The following is a 19,259-nucleotide window of genomic DNA, read 5'->3' on the forward strand; positions in this document are numbered from 1 at the left end:
GGGCCGGGCGGGGCACGGGCGTGGGCGGCGCGGACCAGGGCGGCTGCGATCCCGGGTCGGTCCGCGGCCGGACGTACGCCTCGGTCTGCGGCGTGACGATCCACGCCAGTTCCGCCCCCGCCTCGGCCGCCGTGACACGTGGCCCCGGGGCCCCGCCGAGCAGTCTCTCCAGTAGCGGCCCGAGCGCACCGGCCCGCACGGGTGGAACGGCCACCTCGCGGCCGGAGGGCTCTCGGCCTTCGACGGCGTAGTAGAGCGTGCGGCCCAGTGCGAGGAGACCGTCATCGTCCCCGGGCGCCGCGACGACGTGGTCCAGGAGCAGAATTCTGCCGTACGGCGCGCCACCGCGGTCCGGCGCCAGCAGGATGTCGGCCGGCCCCACCTGTCCGTGCGGCACGCCCCGCTCGCTCCCCGCGGCCGACGCGTCGAGCACGGCGAGCCCGATCCGGGCGCACTCGGCCGGGGCCAGCGGGCCGCGCCGGGCCACCAGTTCCCTCAGACCGACGGCGCCCGCCACGTACTCCATGACGGTCCACGGCACGCCCTCGTGCTCCACCGCGTCATGAACGGTCACCACGTTCGGATGGTCGCGCGGCCGTGGCAGGCCCCGGGGCCCGGCACGTACGGCCTTCAGCGCCACCTCGCGGCCCAGCCGCTGATCGTGGGCGAGCCACACCCGGTCCGACCCGCCGTCGCCGAGCGGGCGCAGCAGCAGATAGCGGCCGGCGACGACCCGGCCCACGTGACGTGTCATACCGCTCCCCCCGGGCGGTTCCCCCGACGCGCCACATGCTACTGAACGGAGCCGCCGTTCAGCCGCCGCGTGTGTTCAGTGAGGCCAGATAGGCGTTGTACGCCTGAAGTTCCCTGTCACCGTCGCGGTCGGCGGCCCGGTCGCTGCGCCGGGCCTGCCGCTCCTCCGAGGCGTACCACTGGAACAGCAGCGCGAGCAGCACCAGCACGGACGGGACCTCACTGAAGGCCCAGGCGATGCCGCCGGCCGCGTTCTGGTCGGAGAGGGCGTCGATGCCGAGGGACGCGGGCGGGTTCTTGAACGTCTCGACCATGGGGGAGGACGCCATCATCAGCGCGATGCCGAAGAACGCGTGGAACGGCATGCCCGCGAACAGCTCCAGCATCCGCATCAGATAGCCAGGCCGGTGCGGGCCCGGGTCGACGCCCATGATCGGCCAGAAGAACACCAGCCCGACGGCGAGGAAGTGCACCATCATTCCGATGTGCCCGACCTTGGACCCCATCAGGAAGTCGAAGAGGGGAGTGAAGTACAGCCCGTACAGGCTCGCGATGAACAGCGGGATGGTGAACGCGGGGTGCGTGACGATCCGCATGTAGCGGCTGTGCAGCAGCATCAGCAGCAGTTCGCGGGGGCCCTTGCTGCCACGGGCCGCCGGGGGCAGCGCGCGCAGGGTCAGGGTGATCGGGGCGCCGAGCAGCAGCAGGATCGGCGACACCATGCTGATCATCATGTGCTGCACCATGTGCACGCTGAACATGACCATGCCGTAGTCGTTGAGCTTGGTGCACATCATCAGCCCGATGCTCAGCACACCGACCACGAAGGACACGGTCCGGCCCACCGGCCACTTGTCACCGCGCCGGGTCAGCCTGACGACGCCCCACCCGTACAGCGCCAGTCCCAGTAGGCAGGCGATCAGGAAGAAGGGGTCCGCCGACCACGCGAGACCTCGCCCCAGCGTGAACGGCGGCAGATCCATCGTCATGCCGTGCCCGCTGTGATCCATCCGCCGGCTCCTGTTTCGTGGGGGTTGAGCGCGATTGAGCGCCGTCTGTCCGAAGCAAGACTAGAACCGCCCCCGGCCACTGTGGTGACCGGGGGCGGTGAAGCGCCCCGTGAGGGGCGCGAGGCCGCATCGATGTGCGGCTCCGCCGCGTGGGCGCGATCAACCAGGCACGGCCCGCGGCCCGCGGCGAATCAGTGCACCCGGGCTCTCAGCGGCCCCGGAAAATCACAGCACGCACTCCGCCTCCGCGTACCGCGAGTCCGGCACCGTCTTCAACGACTCCACCGCCTCGGCGAGCGCCACCATCCGGATGTCCGTCCCCCGCAGCGCCGTCATCATCCCGAACTCGCCCCGGTGCACGGCCTCCACCGCATGCCACCCGAAGCGCGTCGCCAGCACCCGGTCGTACGCCGTCGGCGTGCCGCCGCGCTGGACGTGGCCGAGGATCACCGGCCGGGCCTCCTTGCCGAGCCGCTCCTCCAGCTCGATCGAGAGCTGGCGGGCGATCCCGGCGAAGCGCTCGTGGCCGTAGACGTCCTTGCCGCCCTCGTCGAAGTCCATGGTGCCGGCCTTCGGCTTGGCCCCCTCCGCGGCGACCACGATCGCGAACCGCTTGCCCGCCGAGAACCGCTCGCCGACCTTCGCGGTCAACTCGTCGATGTCGAAGGGCCGCTCCGGCACGACCACGGCGTGCGCGCCGGCCGCCATGCCCGAGTGCAGCGCGATCCAGCCGGTGTGCCGCCCCATGACCTCGACGATCAGCACCCGCTGGTGGGACTCGGCGGTGGTCTTCAGCCGGTCCAGGGCCTCGGTGGCGACGGTCACGGCCGTGTCGAAGCCGAAGGTCACGTCGGTGACCGCTATGTCGTTGTCGATGGTCTTCGGCACGCCCACGATCGGCAGGCCGTTGTCGGACAGCAGACGGGCGGCCTTCAGCGTGCCCTCGCCGCCGATCGGGATGATCGCGTCCAGGCCGAGTTCCTCGACGTGGCCGCGGGCGCGCTCGACGCCGTCCCGCAGGTGCTCGGGACGGACCCGGGAGGAGCCGAGGATGGTGCCGCCGCGGGCCAGGATGCCGCCGACCGCGTCCAGGTCGAGCTTGAGGTAGTCGCACTCCAGGAGGCCCTTCCAGCCGTCCCGGAAGCCGATGACCTCGTCGCCGTGGTCGACGACGGCACGGTGCACGACGGACCGGATGACGGCGTTCAGGCCGGGGCAGTCGCCGCCGGACGTGAGGACACCAATGCGCATAGCCCGAAATACCTTCTCAAGTGGCACGGGTCCGGACCGCGCTGTCCGGCTCGATCCCCGCCACCCTAGCGGCACCGGGGGGCGGGACCGAACCGTGCGTCCGCCTACTGGACGTGCCCGCTCACCTGTGCGGATGAGTCATCAGACGGGCTCGCCCACGAAGGTCAGGCAGGCTGCTGCGCGGCTGTGCCTACGCAGGCTGCTGCGCGGCCGCGATGCGCTCGTTGCGCAGCGCCTCGTACCAGCGGTCGTCGGTCGGCGGCAGCGCGTTCACGTCGAGGGCCAGCTTCAGCAGCAGGTCCGCGATCTGCGGGTTGCGCGCCAGCACCGGGCCGTGCATGTACGTGCCGAAGACCGTGTCGTTGTACGCGCCCTCCGTGCCGTCACCCGTGCCGTTGCCGTTGCCGAAACGGACCTGGGCGAGCGGGCGGGCGCCGGGGCCGATGTGGGTGATGCCCTGGTGGTTCTCGAAGCCGGTCAGCGGCGGCAGGCCCAGGCGCGGGTCGATGTCGCCGAGGACGTCGCCGACGCACCGGGCGCCCTCGCCGCGGGTGGAGACCACGTCGAGGAGGCCGAGGCCCGGCTCGCGCTGGCCCAGGTCGTTGATGAACTCCTGGCCGAGGATCTGGTAGCCGGCGCAGACGGAGAAGACGATCGCGCCGTTCTCCACCGCCCGGTACAGGCCGCCGTCCCGGCGCAGCCGCTCGGCCGCGAGCCGCTGCGGGCGGTCCTCACCGCCGCCGATCAGGTAGATGTCGCCGGAGGTCGGGATCGGCTGGTCGCTGCGCACGTCGAGCCGGGCCACGTCGAGGCCGCGCTGGCGGGCCCGGCGTTCCACGACGAGGGCGTTGCCCTGGTCGCCGTACGTGCTGAGGAGGTCCGGGTAGATCCAGACGATCCGCAGTTGGTTGTCGCTCACGAAAGTCCCCTGAAGTCTCGGCGGTCAGTTGCCGACGCGGCGGCGCAGGTCCTGGAAGGCGGTGTAGTTCGCGATGACCTCGATGCGTCCCGGCGGGCACAGCTGCACCGCCTGGTCGAGGTCCTCGCACACCTGGAACTGCTGGTTCGCGACCTCCAGGCGCACCGCGAGGTCCAGCTTCCGGTCGCCGATCACGCAGATCGGGTGGCCGGTCAGCCGGGTGTAGTCCACGTCCCACAGCCAGGAGGTGTCGGTGCCGTCGGCGCCGCGCGCGTTCACCGAGAGGATCACCGGGGTCGGCGGCGGGTCGATCAGGGAGAAGGTCTCCAGCCAGCCCGCCGGGTTCTTGGCGAGCAGCAGACGCAGGTCACGGCCCTGGAACTGCACGACGTCGTAGCGTCCGGCGACCGCCTGCACCTGGTACATGCGCTCCAGGGCGACCTGCGGCGGCACCCCGAAGACGGCGGCGACGGCGGCCGAGGAGGCGGCGTTGGCCTTGTTCGCGCGGCCCGGCAGCTGGAGGTGGATCGGCCAGGCGGAGCCGTGCGGGTCGAGGACGTGGTCGCCGGAGAGCGCCCAGCTCGGCGTGGGGCGCCGGAAGCCGCACTCGCCGCAGAACCAGTCGTCACCGGGGCGCTGCATCACGCCGCCGCACGCCGGGCAGGACCAGGCGTCGTCCTTCCACATCTGACCGGCGGCGACCCAGATCACGTTGGGGGAGGAGGACGCGGCCCACACCACCAGCGGGTCGTCGGCGTTGGCGACGATCACGGCCTTGGAACCGGCCAGGCCCTCGCGCCAGTTCTCCGCGAGCATCCGGGTCTCGGCGGCGCGGTCCAGCTGGTCCCGGGAAAGGTTCAGCAGGGCGATGCACTTCGGCTCGGTGGCCTGGGCGACGCCGACGAGGTACTTCTCGTCCACCTCGATGACGCCGAACCGGGACTCCGAGCCGGCCGCGAGCGCCGAGGTGATGCCGGCCGGCATGTTGGCGCCGAGCGCGTTGGAGACGACCGGTCCGGCCGCCTTGAGCGCCTCCGCGATGAGCCGGGTGGTGGTGGTCTTGCCGTTGGTCGCCGAGACCAGGGTCACGTCCAGGTGCTGGGCGAGCCGGGCGAGGAGGTCGGGATCGAGTCGCAGAGCGACCTTGCCGCCGATCACCGAACCGCTGCCGCGCCCCGCGGCACGAGATGCCGCCGCGACCGCCTTGCCCGCGGTCACGGCGATCTTGGCCCGGGGCGAGAGCGGGTCCGAGTTGCCTGCCATCAGTTCTCGATCCTCCTTGCGTACGCGCCGCGCCTGAAGCCTGACGGCCACGTGGTGTGGACCTCAGCCTATCGAGATCCGTTCGCACTCCCGAATCGCGGCACCGGCCACGGGGTTCCGGCGGTGGGCGCGGGCCGCCGGGGGACACAGGGACCTTACTCTTGCCGCCATGCGACACGGCTCCATCCCGGGCGCCCGCGGGCGCGTCCGACCCCTCGGCCTCCTCGGCGACCCCGTCCTGCACGCACCCTGCGACGAGGTGACGGACTTCGGTCCGGAACTCGCGGCGCTCGTGGAGGACTTGTTCGCGACCATGTACGCCGCCCACGGTGTGGGCCTGGCCGCGAACCAGATCGGCGAACCGGTACGCGTCTTCGTGTACGACTGCCCGGACGACGAGGACGAGCGCCACCTCGGCCACGTGGTGAACCCGCGGCTCGTCGAGACGGACGGGGTGGTGGTGCGCGGGCCGGAGGGCTGCCTGTCGCTGCCGGGACTTGAGGCCGGGACCGAGCGTCACGACCACGCGGTCGTGCAGGGCTTCACGGTGACGGGGGAGCCGGTCACCGTGCACGGGACGGGGTTCTTCGCCCGGTGCCTCCAGCACGAGTGCGATCACCTGGAGGGCCGGTTGTACGCCGACCGCCTGACCGGCCGGCGGCACCGGAAGCTGATGCGGCAGGTGTCGCGGGCGTCCTGGCGTCGCTGAGCGGTCCGGCCGGGGGGCTTCAGCGGGGCGGTTCCGGCGGCGAGGCTGCGGCAGTGGGCCGTAGCGGCGTGGTGGCGCCGACGGGTGCCCTGCCGGCAGGTGGCTCCGGCGTGCGGCCACGCCGGTCCGCGGACACCGCCCGCGGTCGTCAGAAGCCCGGGCCGCCCGCCTTGTCCCCGGCCGCGGCGAGGCGGCCCCACAGCAGGTCGGCCAGGGTGCGGACCAACTCCGCCCGGGAGCAGGGGCGTTCGCCCAGCCACCAGTCCCCGGCGGCGTGCATCATGCCGACGATTCCGTGCCCCCACACCCGGGCCAGCTGCTGGGTGCCCGGTCCGGCGTCGAGGCGCTCCTCGATGACCTGGGCCAGTTCCTCGCCCATGCGGCGCAGCAGCGGTGCCGAGTGCTTGCCGACGTCGAAGCCCTGGTCGGCCTGGTCGCCCGGTGTGGTGGTGCCCTCCGCCGGATGCATCAGGAAGCGGTACACCTGCGGGCGTGCCTCGATGGCCGCCAGATAGGTGTCCAGGGTGGCCTCGACGCGTTGCCGCCGCTCCGCCGGAGCGTCCAGGGCGGCCCGCAGCGAGGCGAGGAGGGCGTCCGTGTGCCGCACGGCCAGGGCGGCGTACAGTCCGCTCTTGTCGCCGAAGTGGCGGTAGAGGATCGGCTTGGTGATGCCGGCCTCGGCGGCGATGGCGTTCATCGAGGCCTGTGGGCCGTCGCGCAGCACCACCCGGTCGGCGGCCTCCAGCAGCTCGCGCCGTCTGCGGTCGGCGGACCGCTGCTGATCGGTCCGCTGCGTGGTGTCCATGTGCTCTCCCCACCCGTGCTGGTTCGGTGACGCCTGCGCAAACTAACACCCGGCGGGCACCGGGCATCGAACGGGAGGGCGACGGGGCCTCGGGAGTTGACTTTTCCTACCCACCGGTAACAGACTCGGGTTACCGCAAGTAACATGCACGTGCGTCACTGGAGGGGACATGGCCGAGTTCACCATGGAGCTCAACGACGAACAGAAGGAGGTCCGGGACTGGCTGCACGGCTTCGCGGCCGACGTCATCCGCCCCGCGGCCGCCGAATGGGACGAGCGTGAGGAGACTCCCTGGCCGGTCATCCAGGAGGCCGCCAAGGTCGGCATCTACTCCCTCGACTTCTACGCCCAGCAGTACTTCGACTCCACCGGCCTCGGCATCCCCATGGCGATGGAGGAACTGTTCTGGGGCGACGCGGGCATCGCGCTGTCCATCGTCGGCACCGGCCTCGCCGCCGTCGGCGTCCTCGCCAACGGCACCGAGGAGCAGATCGGCACCTGGATCCCCCAGATGTACGGCGACGCCAACGACGTCAAGGTCGCCGCGTTCTGCTCCTCCGAGCCCGACGCCGGCTCCGACGTCGCCTCCATGCGCACGCGTGCCGTGTACGACGAGGCCAAGGACGAGTGGGTGCTCAACGGCACCAAGACCTGGGCGACCAACGGCGGCATCGCCAACGTCCACGTCGTGGTCGCGGTCGTCGACGCGGAGCTGGGCTCCAAGGGCCACGCCTCGTTCATCATCCCGCCGAACACCCCGGGGCTGTCGCAGGGCCAGAAGTTCAAGAAGCACGGTATCCGCGCCTCGCACACCGCCGAGGTCATCCTGGACAACGTGCGCGTCCCCGGCTCCTGCCTGCTCGGCGGCAAGGAGAAGCTGGACGCGCGCCTGGCCCGCGCCCGGGAGAAGGCCAAGAAGGGCGGGGAGCGCGTCAAGAACGCGGCGATGGCCACCTTCGAGGCGTCCCGCCCGGCGGTCGGCGCCATGGCGGTGGGCACCGCCCGGGCCGCCTACGAGGTCGCGCTGGAGTACGCCCAGACGCGGGAGCAGTTCGGGCGGCCGATCATCGACAACCAGGGCGTCGCCTTCCAGCTCGCGGACATGCGGACGTCCATCGACGCGGCGCGGCTGCTGGTGTGGCGGGCCTCCTGGATGGCGATCAACGGCAAGCCGTTCACGGCGGCCGAGGGGTCGATGTCCAAGCTGTTCGCGAGTGAGACGGCGAAGAAGGTGACCGCCCAGGCGATCCAGATCCTGGGCGGCAACGGCTACACGCGTGAGTACCCGGTGGAGCGGATGCACCGCGACTCCGCGATCTACACCATCTTCGAGGGGACCAGCGAGATCCAGCGGCTGGTGATCGCGCGGACCCTGGCGGGGATGCCGATCCGCTAGGACGGGCTGGACGGCTGGGGCGGGCCCGGTCGGTGCCTGAGCGGCGTCAGCTGCTCGATGTCCACTGGCCCGCAGCGCCTCGACGGCCTCGTGGTCCGGGAGACCGCCCTCGCCGAGGATCTCCAGGAGTTCGGGCGCCGACATCGAAACCCGGCGGCACGATCACCTCGAAGGCGGAGGCCATGCGCGAGTGCGAACCGGTCATCTTGAAGGTCACGTGCTGGGCGGGCGCCTGCACGACCCTCCCGTGCCGCGGTGGCACCAGCAGGCCCTCGGACACCGCCGCGGGGCCGCTCACCAGGTCACCGGCAGAGCCTCGGGCCCGCGGATGAGCGCCCCCTTCTTGAAGGGCACGTCCTCGGGCGGCACCGCGAGCCTCAGCCCCGGCACCCGGTCCAGGACCGTGTCGACGAGCAACTCGGACTCCAGCCGGGCCAGCACGCCGCCGGGGCAGTGGTGCGGGCCGAAGCCGAAGGACACGTGCGGGTTGGGGCTGCGCGCGAAGTCGATCGTGTCCGGGTCGGGGAAGACCTCCGGATCGCGGTTGGCGGCCAGGTACGACACGTAGACCGCGTCCCCCGCCCGCATCCGCACGCCTCTGACCGCCACGTCCTCCAGGACGATCCGGGACAGCCCGACCGCGTTGCGATGGGGAATCCAGCGCAGCAGCTCGTCGATGGCCCGGGGGCGGATCTCCGGTTCGCAGCGCAGGCGTTCGGCGAGTCCGGGACGGGTCAGCAACAGGTAGAACATCTGCCCGCTGTTGTTCGTGACCGCCTCGCCGCCGATCTGGAGCAGGACGGCGAGCCCGACGGCCTCCTCCAGGGTGATCTCGTCCCGGCCCACCGCGGCGCCCAGCAGCGAGGCGACGTCCTCGCCGGTGCTGTCCGACCGCAGCCCGATGAGATCGGCGAAGTAGGCGCTCATGTCGTGCTTGGCCCGCTCGCTGACCTCCGCGTCGTGCGACGAGGAGAGGATCAGACGGGTCCAGGTGTGCATGCTGTGCCGGTCGTCGGCCGGGACGCCCATCAGCTCGCAGATCACCGCGATGGGGAAGGGGCTCAGCAGGGCCTCGGTGAGGTCGGCGGGCGGGCCGGCCTTCAGCATGGCGTCGACGAGTTCGTCGAGCATGCCGCGGGACTGCTCGCGCACGCGCTCCACGCCCCGGGCCGTGAACGCGGCCGCCACCGAGCGGCGCAGCCGGGTGTGGTCGGGCGGGTCGAGGAAGCCGACCGCGCCGCGCGCCGGGATGAAGTGCGGGGCGAGCCGGGTGACCTGCCGGTCCACGACCGCCTCGCGGCCGAACCGGGGATCGTCGGTGACCAGGCGGACGTCGTCGTGCCGGGTCACCAGCCAGGCCCAGCCCTCGCCGTCGGGCAGTGAGATACGCGTGAGGGGACCTTCACGCATCAGCTCGGCCAGGAAGGGGTCGAAGTCGGTGGCGGGCAGGTCGAGGGCCGGCCAGTCCCGGACGGGCGGAGCGGGGTCTGCCCGGTCGATCGTCTCCTCACTCACGCTTGCCTCACGCCTCGCGTCTCGTCGGCGGTCTCCCAGCGGCCCAGGGACATCTCCGCGGTGACGCCGGGGCCGAAACCGGCCGGCAGCCCGCGCGCCCGGTCGCGGGCGCCGCCTTCGTCGAAGAGTCTGCGCAGCGCGTCCAGGACGACGGCGCCGCCGATGTTGCCGTACTCGGTGAGCGTGGCCCGGCTGGACCGGAACGCGCGCCGGTCGACCTGGAAGAACCTGCCGAGGTCGTCCAGGATCCACGGCCCGCCGGCGTCGACGATGTAGAAGTCCAGGTCGGAGGAGTCCCGGCCGTGGGCGCCCGCCAGGTCCCGCAGCGCCGGTGCGAGCGGCTCCTCCATCGTGATCACGTGCTCCGGAACGGACGCCGGAGGTCTGCGCGAAGTCGCCATGAACCGTGCCTGCTTTCGCCTCGCGGAAGGCTCGCGTCCCCCGGCCGGAAAGTGGTGCGCCCTTTCCGGGGCGCTCCCCCACGTTCACTCACGGGGGCGGCGATCTCTTGCCGGGCTACTCCGTCTCGGGGACCGGGCAGGCGCGGGCGGGTGGGAGACAGGCGCGAGGGGCGTCTAGGAGGACTGGCCGCTGCTGTGAGCGATGCACGCCACGTCGATCCGGTCGGCCAGCTTGGCGAGCTCGATGGTGAGGGCCGCGACCGTGTCCTCGTCCAGGCTCACCTCGCCGGCCTCCACCAGCCGCAGCCACCGCCCGCCCACCGTACGCAGCAGTTTGCTCACGTCGGACGCGGCGACCTGCAAAGTACCGCGGTCGTCGACGATCAGAGGCAGGGTCACTTCGCGGTTCACAAAGGGGATCGTAGTCGCGGAAGGCTCACGCTCCGTGCCATACGGTGGTGATGTTGCAGAACTCCCGGATTCCGTGCCCGGACAGCTCACGTCCGTAGCCCGACCGCTTGACCCCGCCGAACGGGAACGCCGGGTGGGACGCGGTCATCCCGTTGACGTACACGCCGCCCGCCTCCAGATCCCGTACGAAGCGGTCCACGTCGGCGTCGTCGCGGGTCCAGACGTTGGAACTGAGGCCGAAGTCCGTGTCGTTGGCGATGAGCACCGCCTCGTCCAGGTCGGCCGCGCGGTACAGCGTGGCGACCGGGCCGAAGGCCTCCTCGCGGTGGATGCGCATGTCGCGGGTGACGCCGGCCAGCACGGTCGGCGGGTAGTACCAGCCGGGCCCGTCCGGGCGTTCGCCTCCGCACAGCACCTTCGCGCCGCCGCGCCGCGCGTCGTCGACCAGTTCGACGAGGTCGTTCACGCCCTGTTCGCTGGAGAGCGGACCCACCTCGGTCTCCTCGTCCATCGGGTCGCCGACCGTCAGGGCCTTCATGCCCTCGGTGAAGCGTTCGACGAAGGCGTCGTACACCTCCGTGTGCACGATGAACCGCTTGGCGGCGATGCAGGACTGCCCGGCGTTCTGCGTGCGCGCGGTCACCGCCACCCGGGCGGCCCGGTCGACGTCGGCGGACGGCATCACGACGAACGGGTCGCTGCCGCCCAGCTCCAGCACCGTCTTCTTGATCATCTCCCCGGCGGTGGAGGCGACCGCGCGGCCGGCGGGCTCGCTGCCGGTGAGGGTGGCGGCCCGCACCCGTTCGTCGCGCAGGATGTCGTCGACCGCGGCGGAGCCGATGAGCAGGGTCTGGAAGCAGCCCTCGGGAAAGCCCGCCCGGTGGAACAGGTCCTCCAGGTACAGGGCGGTCTGCGGCACGTTCGACGCGTGCTTGAGCAGCCCGACGTTGCCCGCCATCAGCGCCGGCGCCGCGAACCGGATCACCTGCCAGAGCGGGAAGTTCCACGGCATCACCGCGAGCACCGGGCCGATCGGCCGGTAGCGGACCAGGGCCCGGGACGCACCGGAGTCCTTCACGTCCGACTCGGCGGGCTCCTCGTCGGCGAGCAGCTCCGCCGCGTGGTCGGCGTACCAGCGCATCGCCTTGGCGCACTTGGCGGCCTCCGCGCGGGCCTGCTTGACCGGCTTGCCCATCTCGGTGGTGATGACCTTGCCGATCTCCTCCTGGTCCTCCTCCAGGAGGTCGGCGGCACGGTGCATGAGCCGGGCCCGCTCGTCGAACGCCGTCGTCCGGTACGTGCGGAAGGTGGCCTCCGCGAGCTGGAGCCGGCGCTCGATCTCCTCCTCGCCCATGGCCTCGTACGTCCTGAGCGTCTCGCCGTTCGCCGGGTTCACCGTCGCGATGGGCATGGCCGACCTCCCTGGGTGCGGACTCGTGCTTCGACCTTGGCGCGCGGCGTGGGATGCCGCAACGCGGACGGGTCCCACGGGTTGCCGTCCCGAGGCCCTCGTCGCTTCACGTCAGTGCGAGTGCTCAGCCAGCCGGTCGAGAAACGCGGCCTGCGCCTTCACGATCACCTCGCGGGCCCGGTCCACCGTGAACCACGCCACCCGGTCCAGTTCGGGGAACTCCTCGGTCCGTCCCGACCTCGGCGGCCACTCCATGCGGAAGGTGCCGGGGACGACCGCCGACGGGTCGAGATCGGCCTCGACGGCCCACACCGTGACGACCTTCCCGCCGGCCTGCCGGACCTCGCCGAGCGGAACGGCCTCGCCGTCGGGCGGCGGCAGCCCCAGCTCCTCCTCGAACTCCCGCCGGGCCGCATCCCAGGCGGGCTCGGCGGGGTCGTACTCGCCCTTCGGGACGGTCCACGCGCCGGCCTCGCGCCGGGCGTGGAAGGGGCCGCCCATGTGGCCGAGGAGTACCTGACGGTCCTGGCCGGGACGACGCCGGTGCAGCAGGAGGCCGGCGCTGCGCCTCACGGGGCGGCCTCGGGGTGCGCGGCGAGCAGGGTGTCCACCGTGTCCGCCTCCCCGGGGCGCTTGTCCTCGCGGTAGCGGACCACGCGGGCGAAGCGGAGGGTGACGCCGGCCGGGTAGCGGGTGGAGCGCTGGAGGCCGTCGTAGGCGATCTCGACGACGAGTTCGGGGCGTACGGTCACTCCCCAGCCGTGCTCCTCGACGGCCAGCCCGCTCAGTCGCTCCGTCTGCCAGTTCAGCAGCGCGTCGGTCATGCCCTTGAAGGTCTTGCCCAGCATGGCGAAGGAGCCGTCGGCGGTGCGGGCGCCGAGGTGGAGGTTGGAGAGCTTGCCGGTGCGGCGGCCGTGGCCCCACTCGGCGGCCAGTACGACCAGGTCGAGGGTGTGGACGGGCTTGACCTTCAGCCATGACGCGCCGCGCCGGCCCGCGCTGTAGGCGGCGTCGAGCCCCTTGACCACGACGCCCTCGTGGCCGCGTCGCAGCGTCTCGGCGAGGAACTCCTCGGCGGCCTCCGTCTCCCCGGGCCCGGGCACCAGCGTGCGCCGCACCCGGGCCGGCTCGGGAACCAGCCGGGCCAGCCGCGCGTGCCGCTCGGTCAGTGGCAGGTCGAGCAGGTCGTGGCCGTCGACCGACAGCGCGTCGAAGAACACGACGGAGACGGGCACCGCCCGCGCGGCCGTGGCCACGTCCGTGCGGGAGCCGACCCGCCCGGCGGTCTCCTGGAAGGAGCGGGGGCGTCCGCCCTCGTCGAAGGAGATCACCTCGCCGTCCAGGATGAACCGCTCCCCGGGCAGTGCCAGAGCAGCGGCGGTGACCTCGGGGAGCCGTTCGGTGATGTCGTCCAGGGTGCGGGTGTAGAGCCGTACGGCGTCGCCGTCCCGGTGTACCTGGACGCGGATGCCGTCCAGCTTCTCCTCGACGGCCGCCGCGCCGAGCTTGCCGACCGCCTCGGCGACCGAGGAGGCGCTGTGGGCGAGCATCGGCAGCACTGGTCGGCCGACGGTGAGCCGGAAACGTTCCAGGGCGCCGGGCCCGTCGGCGAGCAGGCCCTCGGCCACCTTCTGCAGCGAGCCCGCGAGCATCACCGCCCGCCGTACGTCCGCGGGCGGCGCGCCGGTCGCCGCAGCCAAGCCCTCGACGGCGGCCGCGTCCAGGGCGCCCTGCCGGACCTCCCCGGTGAGCAGCCCGATCAGGAAGCGCTGCTCGTCCTCGGTGGCCGCGCCCATCAGCTCGCCGACCTGACGCGTCCGCTCGGCCTGCGAACCGGCGCCGGACACCGCACCGAGTCGCGTGAGCCGGGCGTCCACCTCACGCACGGTCAGGGTCGGCTCGGCGGCGGGTGTGACCGGGCGGCTGAGCACCTTCCAGCCGACGCCGATCCGGCCCTGGGGGAGCCGCCCCGCCAGATAGGGGATGACGACCGGCACGTCCGCCGCCTCCGCCTCCCGGAACAGCTCCGCGAGCAGGGCGGTCTTCCGGGACCGCGCCGAGGTGGCGGCGACCTCCCGGGACACGTGGGCCAACCGGGCAAGCAGCATGCAGCCATGGTGCACCGGCGAGGGCGGGACCACACACCGGCCGGCCCGCTGTCCGCGCGGCGGCATCCCCCGGCAGGATCCCGGGCGACACCCCCTGGGTGTACTGATCCGAGATCCCCCTAGGCGGACCGACCCGAGACGGCCGCGTCGAGGTCCGACATGATCAGGTCGCCGACGATCGCCGCCGCCGCGCGGTAGCCGCCGCTCGCCGCGTGGACGACCTGCTCGGCGAACCCCATCGCGTTGCCGGCCGTCCACACACCGGGCACGCTGGTCCGGCCCGTCGGGTCCACCACGGGGTACGCGCCGAACGGGGTCTCCTGGAGGTCGGCGCCCAGCCGCTCCATGAGGCCGGTCTGCGGTGCGGCCCTGGGGCCGACGAACACCACCGAGCGGTCGTGGACCGTACCGTCCGCCAGCCCGACCCCGGTGAGCCGGTCGTCCTCGACCCGCAGGCCCGCGACCTCGCCGGGCACCACCTTCACCCCGGCCGCGGCGAGCCGGCGCAGGTCGTCGTCGGACAGTTCCTCCTCGGCGACCGTGTGCAGGAAGAGGGTCACGTCGTCCGACCACTGGGACACCATCAGCGCCTGGTGCACGCCGAGCGGGCCGGTGGCGAGGACGCCGAAGCGCTCGTCGCGCACCTCCCAGCCGTGGCAGAACGGGCAGTGCAGCACATCCCGGCCGAACCTCTCGGCGACACCGGGCACCGCCGGCAGTTCGTCCCTGAGCCCGGTCGTGACGATCAGCCGGCGGGCGTGCGCGGTCCGCCCGCCGGCCAGCTCCACGGCGAAGTCCGCGCCCCGCGTCACGTCCACCGCCCGGTCGCGGACGAGCTCCACGCCGTACCGCGCGATCTCCTCCCGGCCGAGCGCCAGGAACTCGGCCGGCGACATGCCGTCCCGCGTCAGGTAGCCCTGCATGTGGTCCGAGGGCGCGTTGCGCGGCTCACCGGCGTCGACGACCAGGGCGCGCAGCCGCGCGCGGCCCAGGACGAGGGCGGCGGACAGTCCGGCCGCACCGCCGCCGACCACCACCACGTCGTACTTATCGGTCAGGTCCTTGTTCTGGGTCACGGTGACCACCTCCACGTAGAAGGTCGCTCGGACCGTACGGGATTGACAAATACATTTGCCGGTTCTGCAATAAAGGCATGACTGCAGACGATGTTCTCGCCGGTGTCGGTCCGAGGCTCCGCCAGGTGCGCAAGGAGCGCGAGGTCACCCTGGCGGCGCTGTCCGAGACGACCGGCATCTCGGTGAGCACCCTGTCGCGGCTGGAGTCGGGCCTGCGCAGGCCGAGCCTCGAACTGCTGCTCCCGATCGCCCAGGCCCACCAGGTCCCGCTGGACGAACTGGTCGGCGCCCCGCCGGTCGGCGACCCCCGGGTGCGCGCCAAACCGGTCGTGCGCCACGGCCGCACCCACTGGCCCCTCACCCGCCAGCCGGGCGGGCTCCAGGCGTTCAAGGTGCTGGAGCCCCAGCGTGAGGAGGAGCCGGACCCCCGGACCCACGAGGGGTACGAGTGGCTGTACGTCCTCTCCGGCCGACTGCGGCTCGTGCTCGGCGACCACGACGTGGTGATGTCGGCGGGGGAGGCCGCCGAGTTCGACACCCGGGTGCCGCACTGGTTCGGGTCGACGGGGGAGGGGCCGGTTGAGTTCCTCAGCCTGTTCGGCCCGCAGGGGGAGCGCATGCATGTGCGGGCGCGGCCCGCGGCGCAGGGGTGACGGCCTGCCCGGTCGCGTCGCGCGCCCGTCGTGACGGCTCACCGCTCGTGACTCGACGACTGCCGTCAAGCTGTTCCCTGATCGGCAAGCGACCGCTTAGTATGCGAGGGACCCGGTCGGACGACGCAGTCGGTGGAGGCCCCGCATGCAGGCATGGCAGGTGCACGAGAACGGCGAGCCGGGCGAGGTGATGCGCCTCGCGGACGTCGCGCCGCCGACGCCCGGCGACGGCCAGGTCCTGCTGAGGGTCCGCGCCGCGAACATCAACTTCCCGGACGCGCTGATGTGCCGGGGCCAGTACCAGGTCAGGCCGCCGCTGCCCTTCACGCCGGGCGTGGAGATCTGCGGCGAGACCGAGGACGGGCGCCGCGTCCTCGCCAACCCCGCGCTGCCGCACGGCGGCTTCGCCGAGTACGCCGTCGCCGACGCGCGCGCCCTGCTGCCCGCGCCGGACGCCCTGGACGACGCGGAGGCCGCCGCCCTGCACATCGGCTACCAGACCGGCTGGTTCGGCCTGCACCGCCGGGCCCGGCTGGAGGCCGGCGAGACGCTGCTCGTCCACGCTGCCGCCGGAGGGGTCGGCAGTGCGGCCGTGCAGCTCGGCAAGGCCGCCGGCGCGACCGTCATCGGTGTCGTCGGCGGCCCCGAGAAGTCGGCCGTCGCCCGCGACCTGGGCTGCGACGTGGTCGTCGACCGGTACGGCGAGGACGTCGTCGCCGCCGTCAAGGAAGCCACCGGCGGCCGGGGCGCCGACGTGATCTACGACCCGGTGGGCGGCCAGGCCTACGCCCAGTCCACCAAGGTCGTCGCCTTCGAGGGCCGGATCGTCGTCGTCGGCTTCGCGAGCGGCACCATCCCCAGCGCCGCGCTGAACCACGCCCTCGTGAAGAACTACGCGATCCTCGGCCTGCACTGGGGCCTGTACAACACCAAGAACCCCAAGCTGGTCCAGCACTGCCACGAACAGCTCACCGAGCTGGCCGCACGGGGCGCCATCAAGCCGCTGGTGAGCGAGCGGGTACCGCTCGGCGGGGCCGCCGACGCCGTGCAGCGCGTCGCCGACGGCAGGACGACCGGCCGAGTGGCCGTCGTACCGCAGCAGCTGGAGAAGGGAGCCGCCGCATGACCGACGCAGCGGAACTGCGCCGTCGTACGAAGGAACTGCTGGCCGCGCATCCACCGGCCACCACCGAACGCCTGGACTTCCTCCGGGCCCGGTTCGACGCGGGACTGGCCTGGGTGCACTACCCGGAGGGCCTCGGCGGACTCGCCGCGCCCCGTTCCCTCCAGGCCGTCGTGGACGCCGAACTGACGGCCGCGGGCGCCCCCGACAACGACCCCCGGCGCATCGGCATCGGCCTCGGGATGGCCGCCCCGACCATCCTCCAGTACGGCACGCGGGAGCAGAAGCAGCGACTTCTGCGCCCGCTGTGGACCGGCGAGGAGGTCTGGTGCCAGCTGTTCAGCGAGCCGGGTGCCGGATCCGACCTCGCCGCCCTCGGCACGCGGGCGGTCCGTGAGGGCGAGGACTGGGTCGTCAACGGACAGAAGGTGTGGACGTCCAGCGCGCACCTCGCCCGCTGGGCCATCCTCATCGCCCGCACCGACCCGGACGTGCCCAAGCACCGGGGCATCACGTACTTCGTGTGCGACATGACCGACCCCGGGGTCGAGGTCCGGCCGCTGCGCCAGATCACCGGTGAGGCCGAGTTCAACGAGGTGTTCCTCAGCGACGTCCGCATCCCCGACTCCCGCCGCCTGGGCGAGACCGGCGACGGGTGGCGGGTCGCCCAGACCACGCTGAACAACGAACGCGTCGCCATCGGCGGGACCGCGATCCCCCGCGAGGGCGGCATGATCGGCAAGATCGCCGCGACCTGGCGGGAACGCCCCGAACTGCGCACCCACGACCTGCACCAGCGGCTGCTGGGCCTGTGGGTCGAGGCCGAGGTCGCGCGCCTCACCGGCGTACGCCTGCGCCAGCAGCTGGTGGCCGGCCAGCCCGGTCCCGAGGGCGCCGGCATGAAGCTGAACTTCGCCCGCCTCAACCAGGAGATCAGCGGTCTGGAGGTCGAACTCCTCGCCGAGGAGGGCCTGCTGTACGAAGACTGGACCATGCGCCGCCCCGAGCACGTGGACTTCACCGGCCGCGACGCCGGGTACCGCTACCTGCGCTCCAAGGGCAACAGCATCGAGGGCGGGACCAGTGAGGTCCTGCTGAACATCGTCGCCGAGCGCGTCCTGGGCCTGCCCGCCGAACCGCGCACCGACAAGGACGTCGCATGGAAGGACCTCGCCCGATGAGCGCACAGTCGGAACCCGGTCTTCTCTACTCGGAGGAGGAAGAGGCGCTGCGCGCCGCCGTCCGGGACCTGCTCACCGACCACTGCGACCCGGCGGGCGTCATCACCCGCACCGAGTCGGCCGGCCCGCACGACGTGTCGCTGTGGAAGTCCCTCGCCGACTCGATGGGCCTCGCGGGCCTCCTGATCCCCGAGGACCTAGGCGGTCAGGGCGCCACGCACCGGGAAGCCGCGGTCGTCCTGGAGGAGCTGGGCCGCGCGGTCGCGCCGGTGCCGTACCTGACGAGCGCCGTCGTCGCCACCGAGGCGCTGCTGGCCTGCGGAGCCGACGAACTGCTCACCGAGCTGGCGTCCGCGACCACCATCGCAGTCCTCGCCGTCGGCCTGCATGTCGCGCCGGGCGGCGCCGTCCCGCACGTACGGCTCGAAGCGGGGCGCCTGCACGGCGAGTTGACCGGAATCGCCGACGCGGCCGTCGCCGACGTGCTGCTGGTGCCGGCGGACGACGGGGGCCTGTTCGCGGTAGGTGCCGCCGACGCGACCGTCACTCCGCAGGTGTCCCTGGACCTGACCCGGCCGGTCGCGCGCGTGACCCTCGACGGCGTCTCCGGGCACCGGCTGGGTGACGCCGAAGCCGCCGTACGACGCGCCCTGCGGGCCGGTGCCGGACTGCTCGCATCTGAGCAACTGGGCATCGCAGACTGGCTGCTGACCGAGACGGTCCGCTATCTCAAGGAACGCAAGCAGTTCAACCGCCAGGTCGGCGGATTCCAGGCGCTCAAGCACCGGCTCGCCGGCCTGTGGCTGGAGGTCGCGGGCCTGCGCGCCGCCGCCCGCAACGCGGCCGACGCGCTGGCGACCGGCGAGGACACCGAGGTGGCCGTCGCCGTGGCCCAGGCGTACGCCGGCCGGGTCGCCGTCCACGCCGCCGAGGAGGCGCTGCAACTGCACGGTGGCATCGGCATGACGTGGGAGCACCCTGTCCACCTGTACCTGAAGCGGGCCAAGGCCGACTCGGTCGCCTACGGCGCGGCGGGCACCCACCGGGAGAGGCTGGCCGAGCTGGTCGACCTCCGAGCACCCTGACATCCGTCCATCCTGTCCGGGCGATGCCCGTCCCATCGGGGCGGGCATTTTCCGTGCCCGCCACCGGTACGAAATGAACCACCGGCGGCGGGTCGGCCAACTCCGCGCACGACTCTGCTTCCTGGCGGCCTCGGGACCGCATACTCACAGGCGTCCCGTACGGCACTTCCAGGGAGGCAGAGCATGGCC

17 protein-coding genes and 3 pseudogenes are annotated in these 19,259 nt (G+C 72.5%); 6 read left to right on the plus strand and 14 right to left on the minus strand.

All coding sequences use genetic code 11. The annotated features are described in order from the left end of the window. The 5 genes and pseudogenes from EBH09_RS38060 to EBH09_RS31925 all read right to left on the minus strand — a co-directional run. Positions 1-754 (minus strand): annotated as a pseudogene (locus tag EBH09_RS38060) (serine/threonine protein phosphatase); the annotation flags it as partial. Positions 755-812: 58 nt separating this feature from the next. Then, positions 813-1,763 carry a cytochrome c oxidase assembly protein gene (locus tag EBH09_RS31910; protein WP_121750326.1) on the minus strand — a complete coding sequence of 317 codons (951 nt, stop codon included), beginning with the start codon at positions 1,761-1,763 and terminating at the stop codon, positions 813-815. A gap of 225 nt (positions 1,764-1,988) precedes the next feature. Further along, the gene (locus EBH09_RS31915) at positions 1,989-3,014 is read right to left on the minus strand and encodes a 6-phosphofructokinase (protein ID WP_121750327.1); all 1,026 of its coding nucleotides are present in this window, start codon (positions 3,012-3,014) and stop codon (positions 1,989-1,991) included. A gap of 190 nt (positions 3,015-3,204) precedes the next feature. Beyond that, positions 3,205-3,933, minus strand: a complete 729-nt coding sequence (locus EBH09_RS31920) for a glutamine amidotransferase (protein WP_121750328.1) — start codon at positions 3,931-3,933, stop codon at positions 3,205-3,207. A 24-nt stretch (positions 3,934-3,957) separates the two neighbouring features. Beyond that, positions 3,958-5,196 (minus strand): MurT ligase domain-containing protein, encoded by a 1,239-nt coding sequence (locus EBH09_RS31925; protein ID WP_121750329.1) that lies wholly within the window; start codon positions 5,194-5,196, stop codon positions 3,958-3,960. A 169-nt stretch (positions 5,197-5,365) separates the two neighbouring features. Between EBH09_RS31925 and def the strand changes: the two genes are divergently transcribed. Beyond that, positions 5,366-5,905, plus strand: a complete 540-nt coding sequence (def, locus tag EBH09_RS31930; protein ID WP_121750330.1) for a peptide deformylase — start codon at positions 5,366-5,368, stop codon at positions 5,903-5,905. A 148-nt stretch (positions 5,906-6,053) separates the two neighbouring features. On the opposite strand, the gene EBH09_RS31935 is transcribed toward def, so the two are convergent. Beyond that, positions 6,054-6,710 carry a TetR family transcriptional regulator gene (locus EBH09_RS31935; protein ID WP_121750331.1) on the minus strand — a complete coding sequence of 219 codons (657 nt, stop codon included), beginning with the start codon at positions 6,708-6,710 and terminating at the stop codon, positions 6,054-6,056. 169 nt (positions 6,711-6,879) lie between these two features. Here EBH09_RS31935 and EBH09_RS31940 point away from each other — a divergent pair, with 169 nt between their 5' ends. Next, positions 6,880-8,106, plus strand: coding sequence for an acyl-CoA dehydrogenase family protein (locus EBH09_RS31940; RefSeq protein WP_121750332.1), 1,227 nt, complete (start codon positions 6,880-6,882; stop codon positions 8,104-8,106). On the opposite strand, the pseudogene EBH09_RS40010 reads toward EBH09_RS31940, so the two are convergent. The 8 genes and pseudogenes from EBH09_RS40010 to EBH09_RS31980 form a co-directional block, all read right to left on the minus strand. Then, a pseudogene (locus tag EBH09_RS40010) lies at positions 8,103-8,404 on the minus strand (hypothetical protein). The gene EBH09_RS31940 and the pseudogene EBH09_RS40010 overlap by 4 nt on opposite strands. Beyond that, positions 8,401-9,621 (minus strand): cytochrome P450, encoded by a 1,221-nt coding sequence (locus tag EBH09_RS31950; protein ID WP_121750333.1) that lies wholly within the window; start codon positions 9,619-9,621, stop codon positions 8,401-8,403. The pseudogene EBH09_RS40010 and the gene EBH09_RS31950 overlap by 4 nt, the downstream one beginning before the upstream one ends. Beyond that, a pseudogene (locus EBH09_RS31955) lies at positions 9,618-9,965 on the minus strand (type III polyketide synthase); the annotation flags it as partial. The gene EBH09_RS31950 and the pseudogene EBH09_RS31955, both read right to left, overlap by 4 nt. Before the next feature lie 231 nt (positions 9,966-10,196). Further along, entirely contained in the window at positions 10,197-10,433 is a 237-nt protein-coding gene (locus EBH09_RS31960; RefSeq protein ID WP_193776641.1) for a DUF6213 family protein, read from the minus strand. Positions 10,434-10,458: 25 nt separating this feature from the next. Further along, positions 10,459-11,844 carry an NADP-dependent succinic semialdehyde dehydrogenase gene (locus EBH09_RS31965; RefSeq protein WP_121750334.1) on the minus strand — a complete coding sequence of 462 codons (1,386 nt, stop codon included), beginning with the start codon at positions 11,842-11,844 and terminating at the stop codon, positions 10,459-10,461. A gap of 111 nt (positions 11,845-11,955) precedes the next feature. After that, the gene (locus EBH09_RS31970) at positions 11,956-12,417 is read right to left on the minus strand and encodes an NUDIX domain-containing protein (RefSeq protein ID WP_121750335.1); all 462 of its coding nucleotides are present in this window, start codon (positions 12,415-12,417) and stop codon (positions 11,956-11,958) included. Next, positions 12,414-13,952 carry an ATP-dependent DNA ligase gene (locus EBH09_RS31975; RefSeq protein WP_121750336.1) on the minus strand — a complete coding sequence of 513 codons (1,539 nt, stop codon included), beginning with the start codon at positions 13,950-13,952 and terminating at the stop codon, positions 12,414-12,416. Before EBH09_RS31975 ends, EBH09_RS31970 begins: the two co-directional genes overlap by 4 nt. Positions 13,953-14,071: 119 nt before the next feature. Then, positions 14,072-15,043, minus strand: coding sequence for an NAD(P)/FAD-dependent oxidoreductase (locus EBH09_RS31980; protein ID WP_121750337.1), 972 nt, complete (start codon positions 15,041-15,043; stop codon positions 14,072-14,074). Between the two features lie 62 nt (positions 15,044-15,105). Between EBH09_RS31980 and EBH09_RS31985 the strand changes: the two genes are divergently transcribed. The 4 genes from EBH09_RS31985 (at position 15,106) to EBH09_RS32000 (ending at position 19,070) form a co-directional block, all read left to right on the plus strand. After that, complete coding sequence (locus EBH09_RS31985; RefSeq protein ID WP_121750338.1) at positions 15,106-15,681, plus strand: XRE family transcriptional regulator; 576 nt, start codon at positions 15,106-15,108, stop codon at positions 15,679-15,681. A gap of 145 nt (positions 15,682-15,826) precedes the next feature. Then, positions 15,827-16,807 (plus strand): NADPH:quinone oxidoreductase family protein, encoded by a 981-nt coding sequence (locus EBH09_RS31990; RefSeq protein ID WP_121750339.1) that lies wholly within the window; start codon positions 15,827-15,829, stop codon positions 16,805-16,807. Next, positions 16,804-17,985 carry an acyl-CoA dehydrogenase family protein gene (locus tag EBH09_RS31995; protein WP_121750340.1) on the plus strand — a complete coding sequence of 394 codons (1,182 nt, stop codon included), beginning with the start codon at positions 16,804-16,806 and terminating at the stop codon, positions 17,983-17,985. Before EBH09_RS31990 ends, EBH09_RS31995 begins: the two co-directional genes overlap by 4 nt. Continuing rightward, on the plus strand, positions 17,982-19,070 hold the full coding sequence (locus EBH09_RS32000; RefSeq protein ID WP_121750341.1) for an acyl-CoA dehydrogenase family protein: 1,089 nt from the start codon (positions 17,982-17,984) through the stop codon (positions 19,068-19,070). Before EBH09_RS31995 ends, EBH09_RS32000 begins: the two co-directional genes overlap by 4 nt. The last annotated feature ends 189 nt before the right edge of the window (positions 19,071-19,259 follow it).

It is taken from the genome of Streptomyces sp. E2N166, from assembly GCF_003671715.1.
Lineage (GTDB): Bacteria > Actinomycetota > Actinomycetes > Streptomycetales > Streptomycetaceae > Streptomyces > Streptomyces thinghirensis.

What these genes read in the sequence shown, in the direction of transcription:
- def (WP_121750330.1), top strand. Translation starts at nt 5,366, where the DNA reads ATGCGACACGGCTCCATCCCGGGCGCCCGCGGGCGCGTCCGACCCCTC.
- EBH09_RS31975 (WP_121750336.1), bottom strand. Translation starts at nt 13,952, where the DNA reads ATGCTGCTTGCCCGGTTGGCCCACGTGTCCCGGGAGGTCGCCGCCACC.
- EBH09_RS31940 (WP_121750332.1), top strand. Translation starts at nt 6,880, where the DNA reads ATGGCCGAGTTCACCATGGAGCTCAACGACGAACAGAAGGAGGTCCGG.
- EBH09_RS31965 (WP_121750334.1), bottom strand. Translation starts at nt 11,844, where the DNA reads ATGCCCATCGCGACGGTGAACCCGGCGAACGGCGAGACGCTCAGGACG.
- EBH09_RS32000 (WP_121750341.1), top strand. Translation starts at nt 17,982, where the DNA reads ATGAGCGCACAGTCGGAACCCGGTCTTCTCTACTCGGAGGAGGAAGAG.
- EBH09_RS31935 (WP_121750331.1), bottom strand. Translation starts at nt 6,710, where the DNA reads ATGGACACCACGCAGCGGACCGATCAGCAGCGGTCCGCCGACCGCAGA.
- EBH09_RS31985 (WP_121750338.1), top strand. Translation starts at nt 15,106, where the DNA reads ATGACTGCAGACGATGTTCTCGCCGGTGTCGGTCCGAGGCTCCGCCAG.
- EBH09_RS31990 (WP_121750339.1), top strand. Translation starts at nt 15,827, where the DNA reads ATGCAGGCATGGCAGGTGCACGAGAACGGCGAGCCGGGCGAGGTGATG.
- EBH09_RS31910 (WP_121750326.1), bottom strand. Translation starts at nt 1,763, where the DNA reads ATGGATCACAGCGGGCACGGCATGACGATGGATCTGCCGCCGTTCACG.
- EBH09_RS31925 (WP_121750329.1), bottom strand. Translation starts at nt 5,196, where the DNA reads ATGGCAGGCAACTCGGACCCGCTCTCGCCCCGGGCCAAGATCGCCGTG.
- EBH09_RS31915 (WP_121750327.1), bottom strand. Translation starts at nt 3,014, where the DNA reads ATGCGCATTGGTGTCCTCACGTCCGGCGGCGACTGCCCCGGCCTGAAC.
- EBH09_RS31995 (WP_121750340.1), top strand. Translation starts at nt 16,804, where the DNA reads ATGACCGACGCAGCGGAACTGCGCCGTCGTACGAAGGAACTGCTGGCC.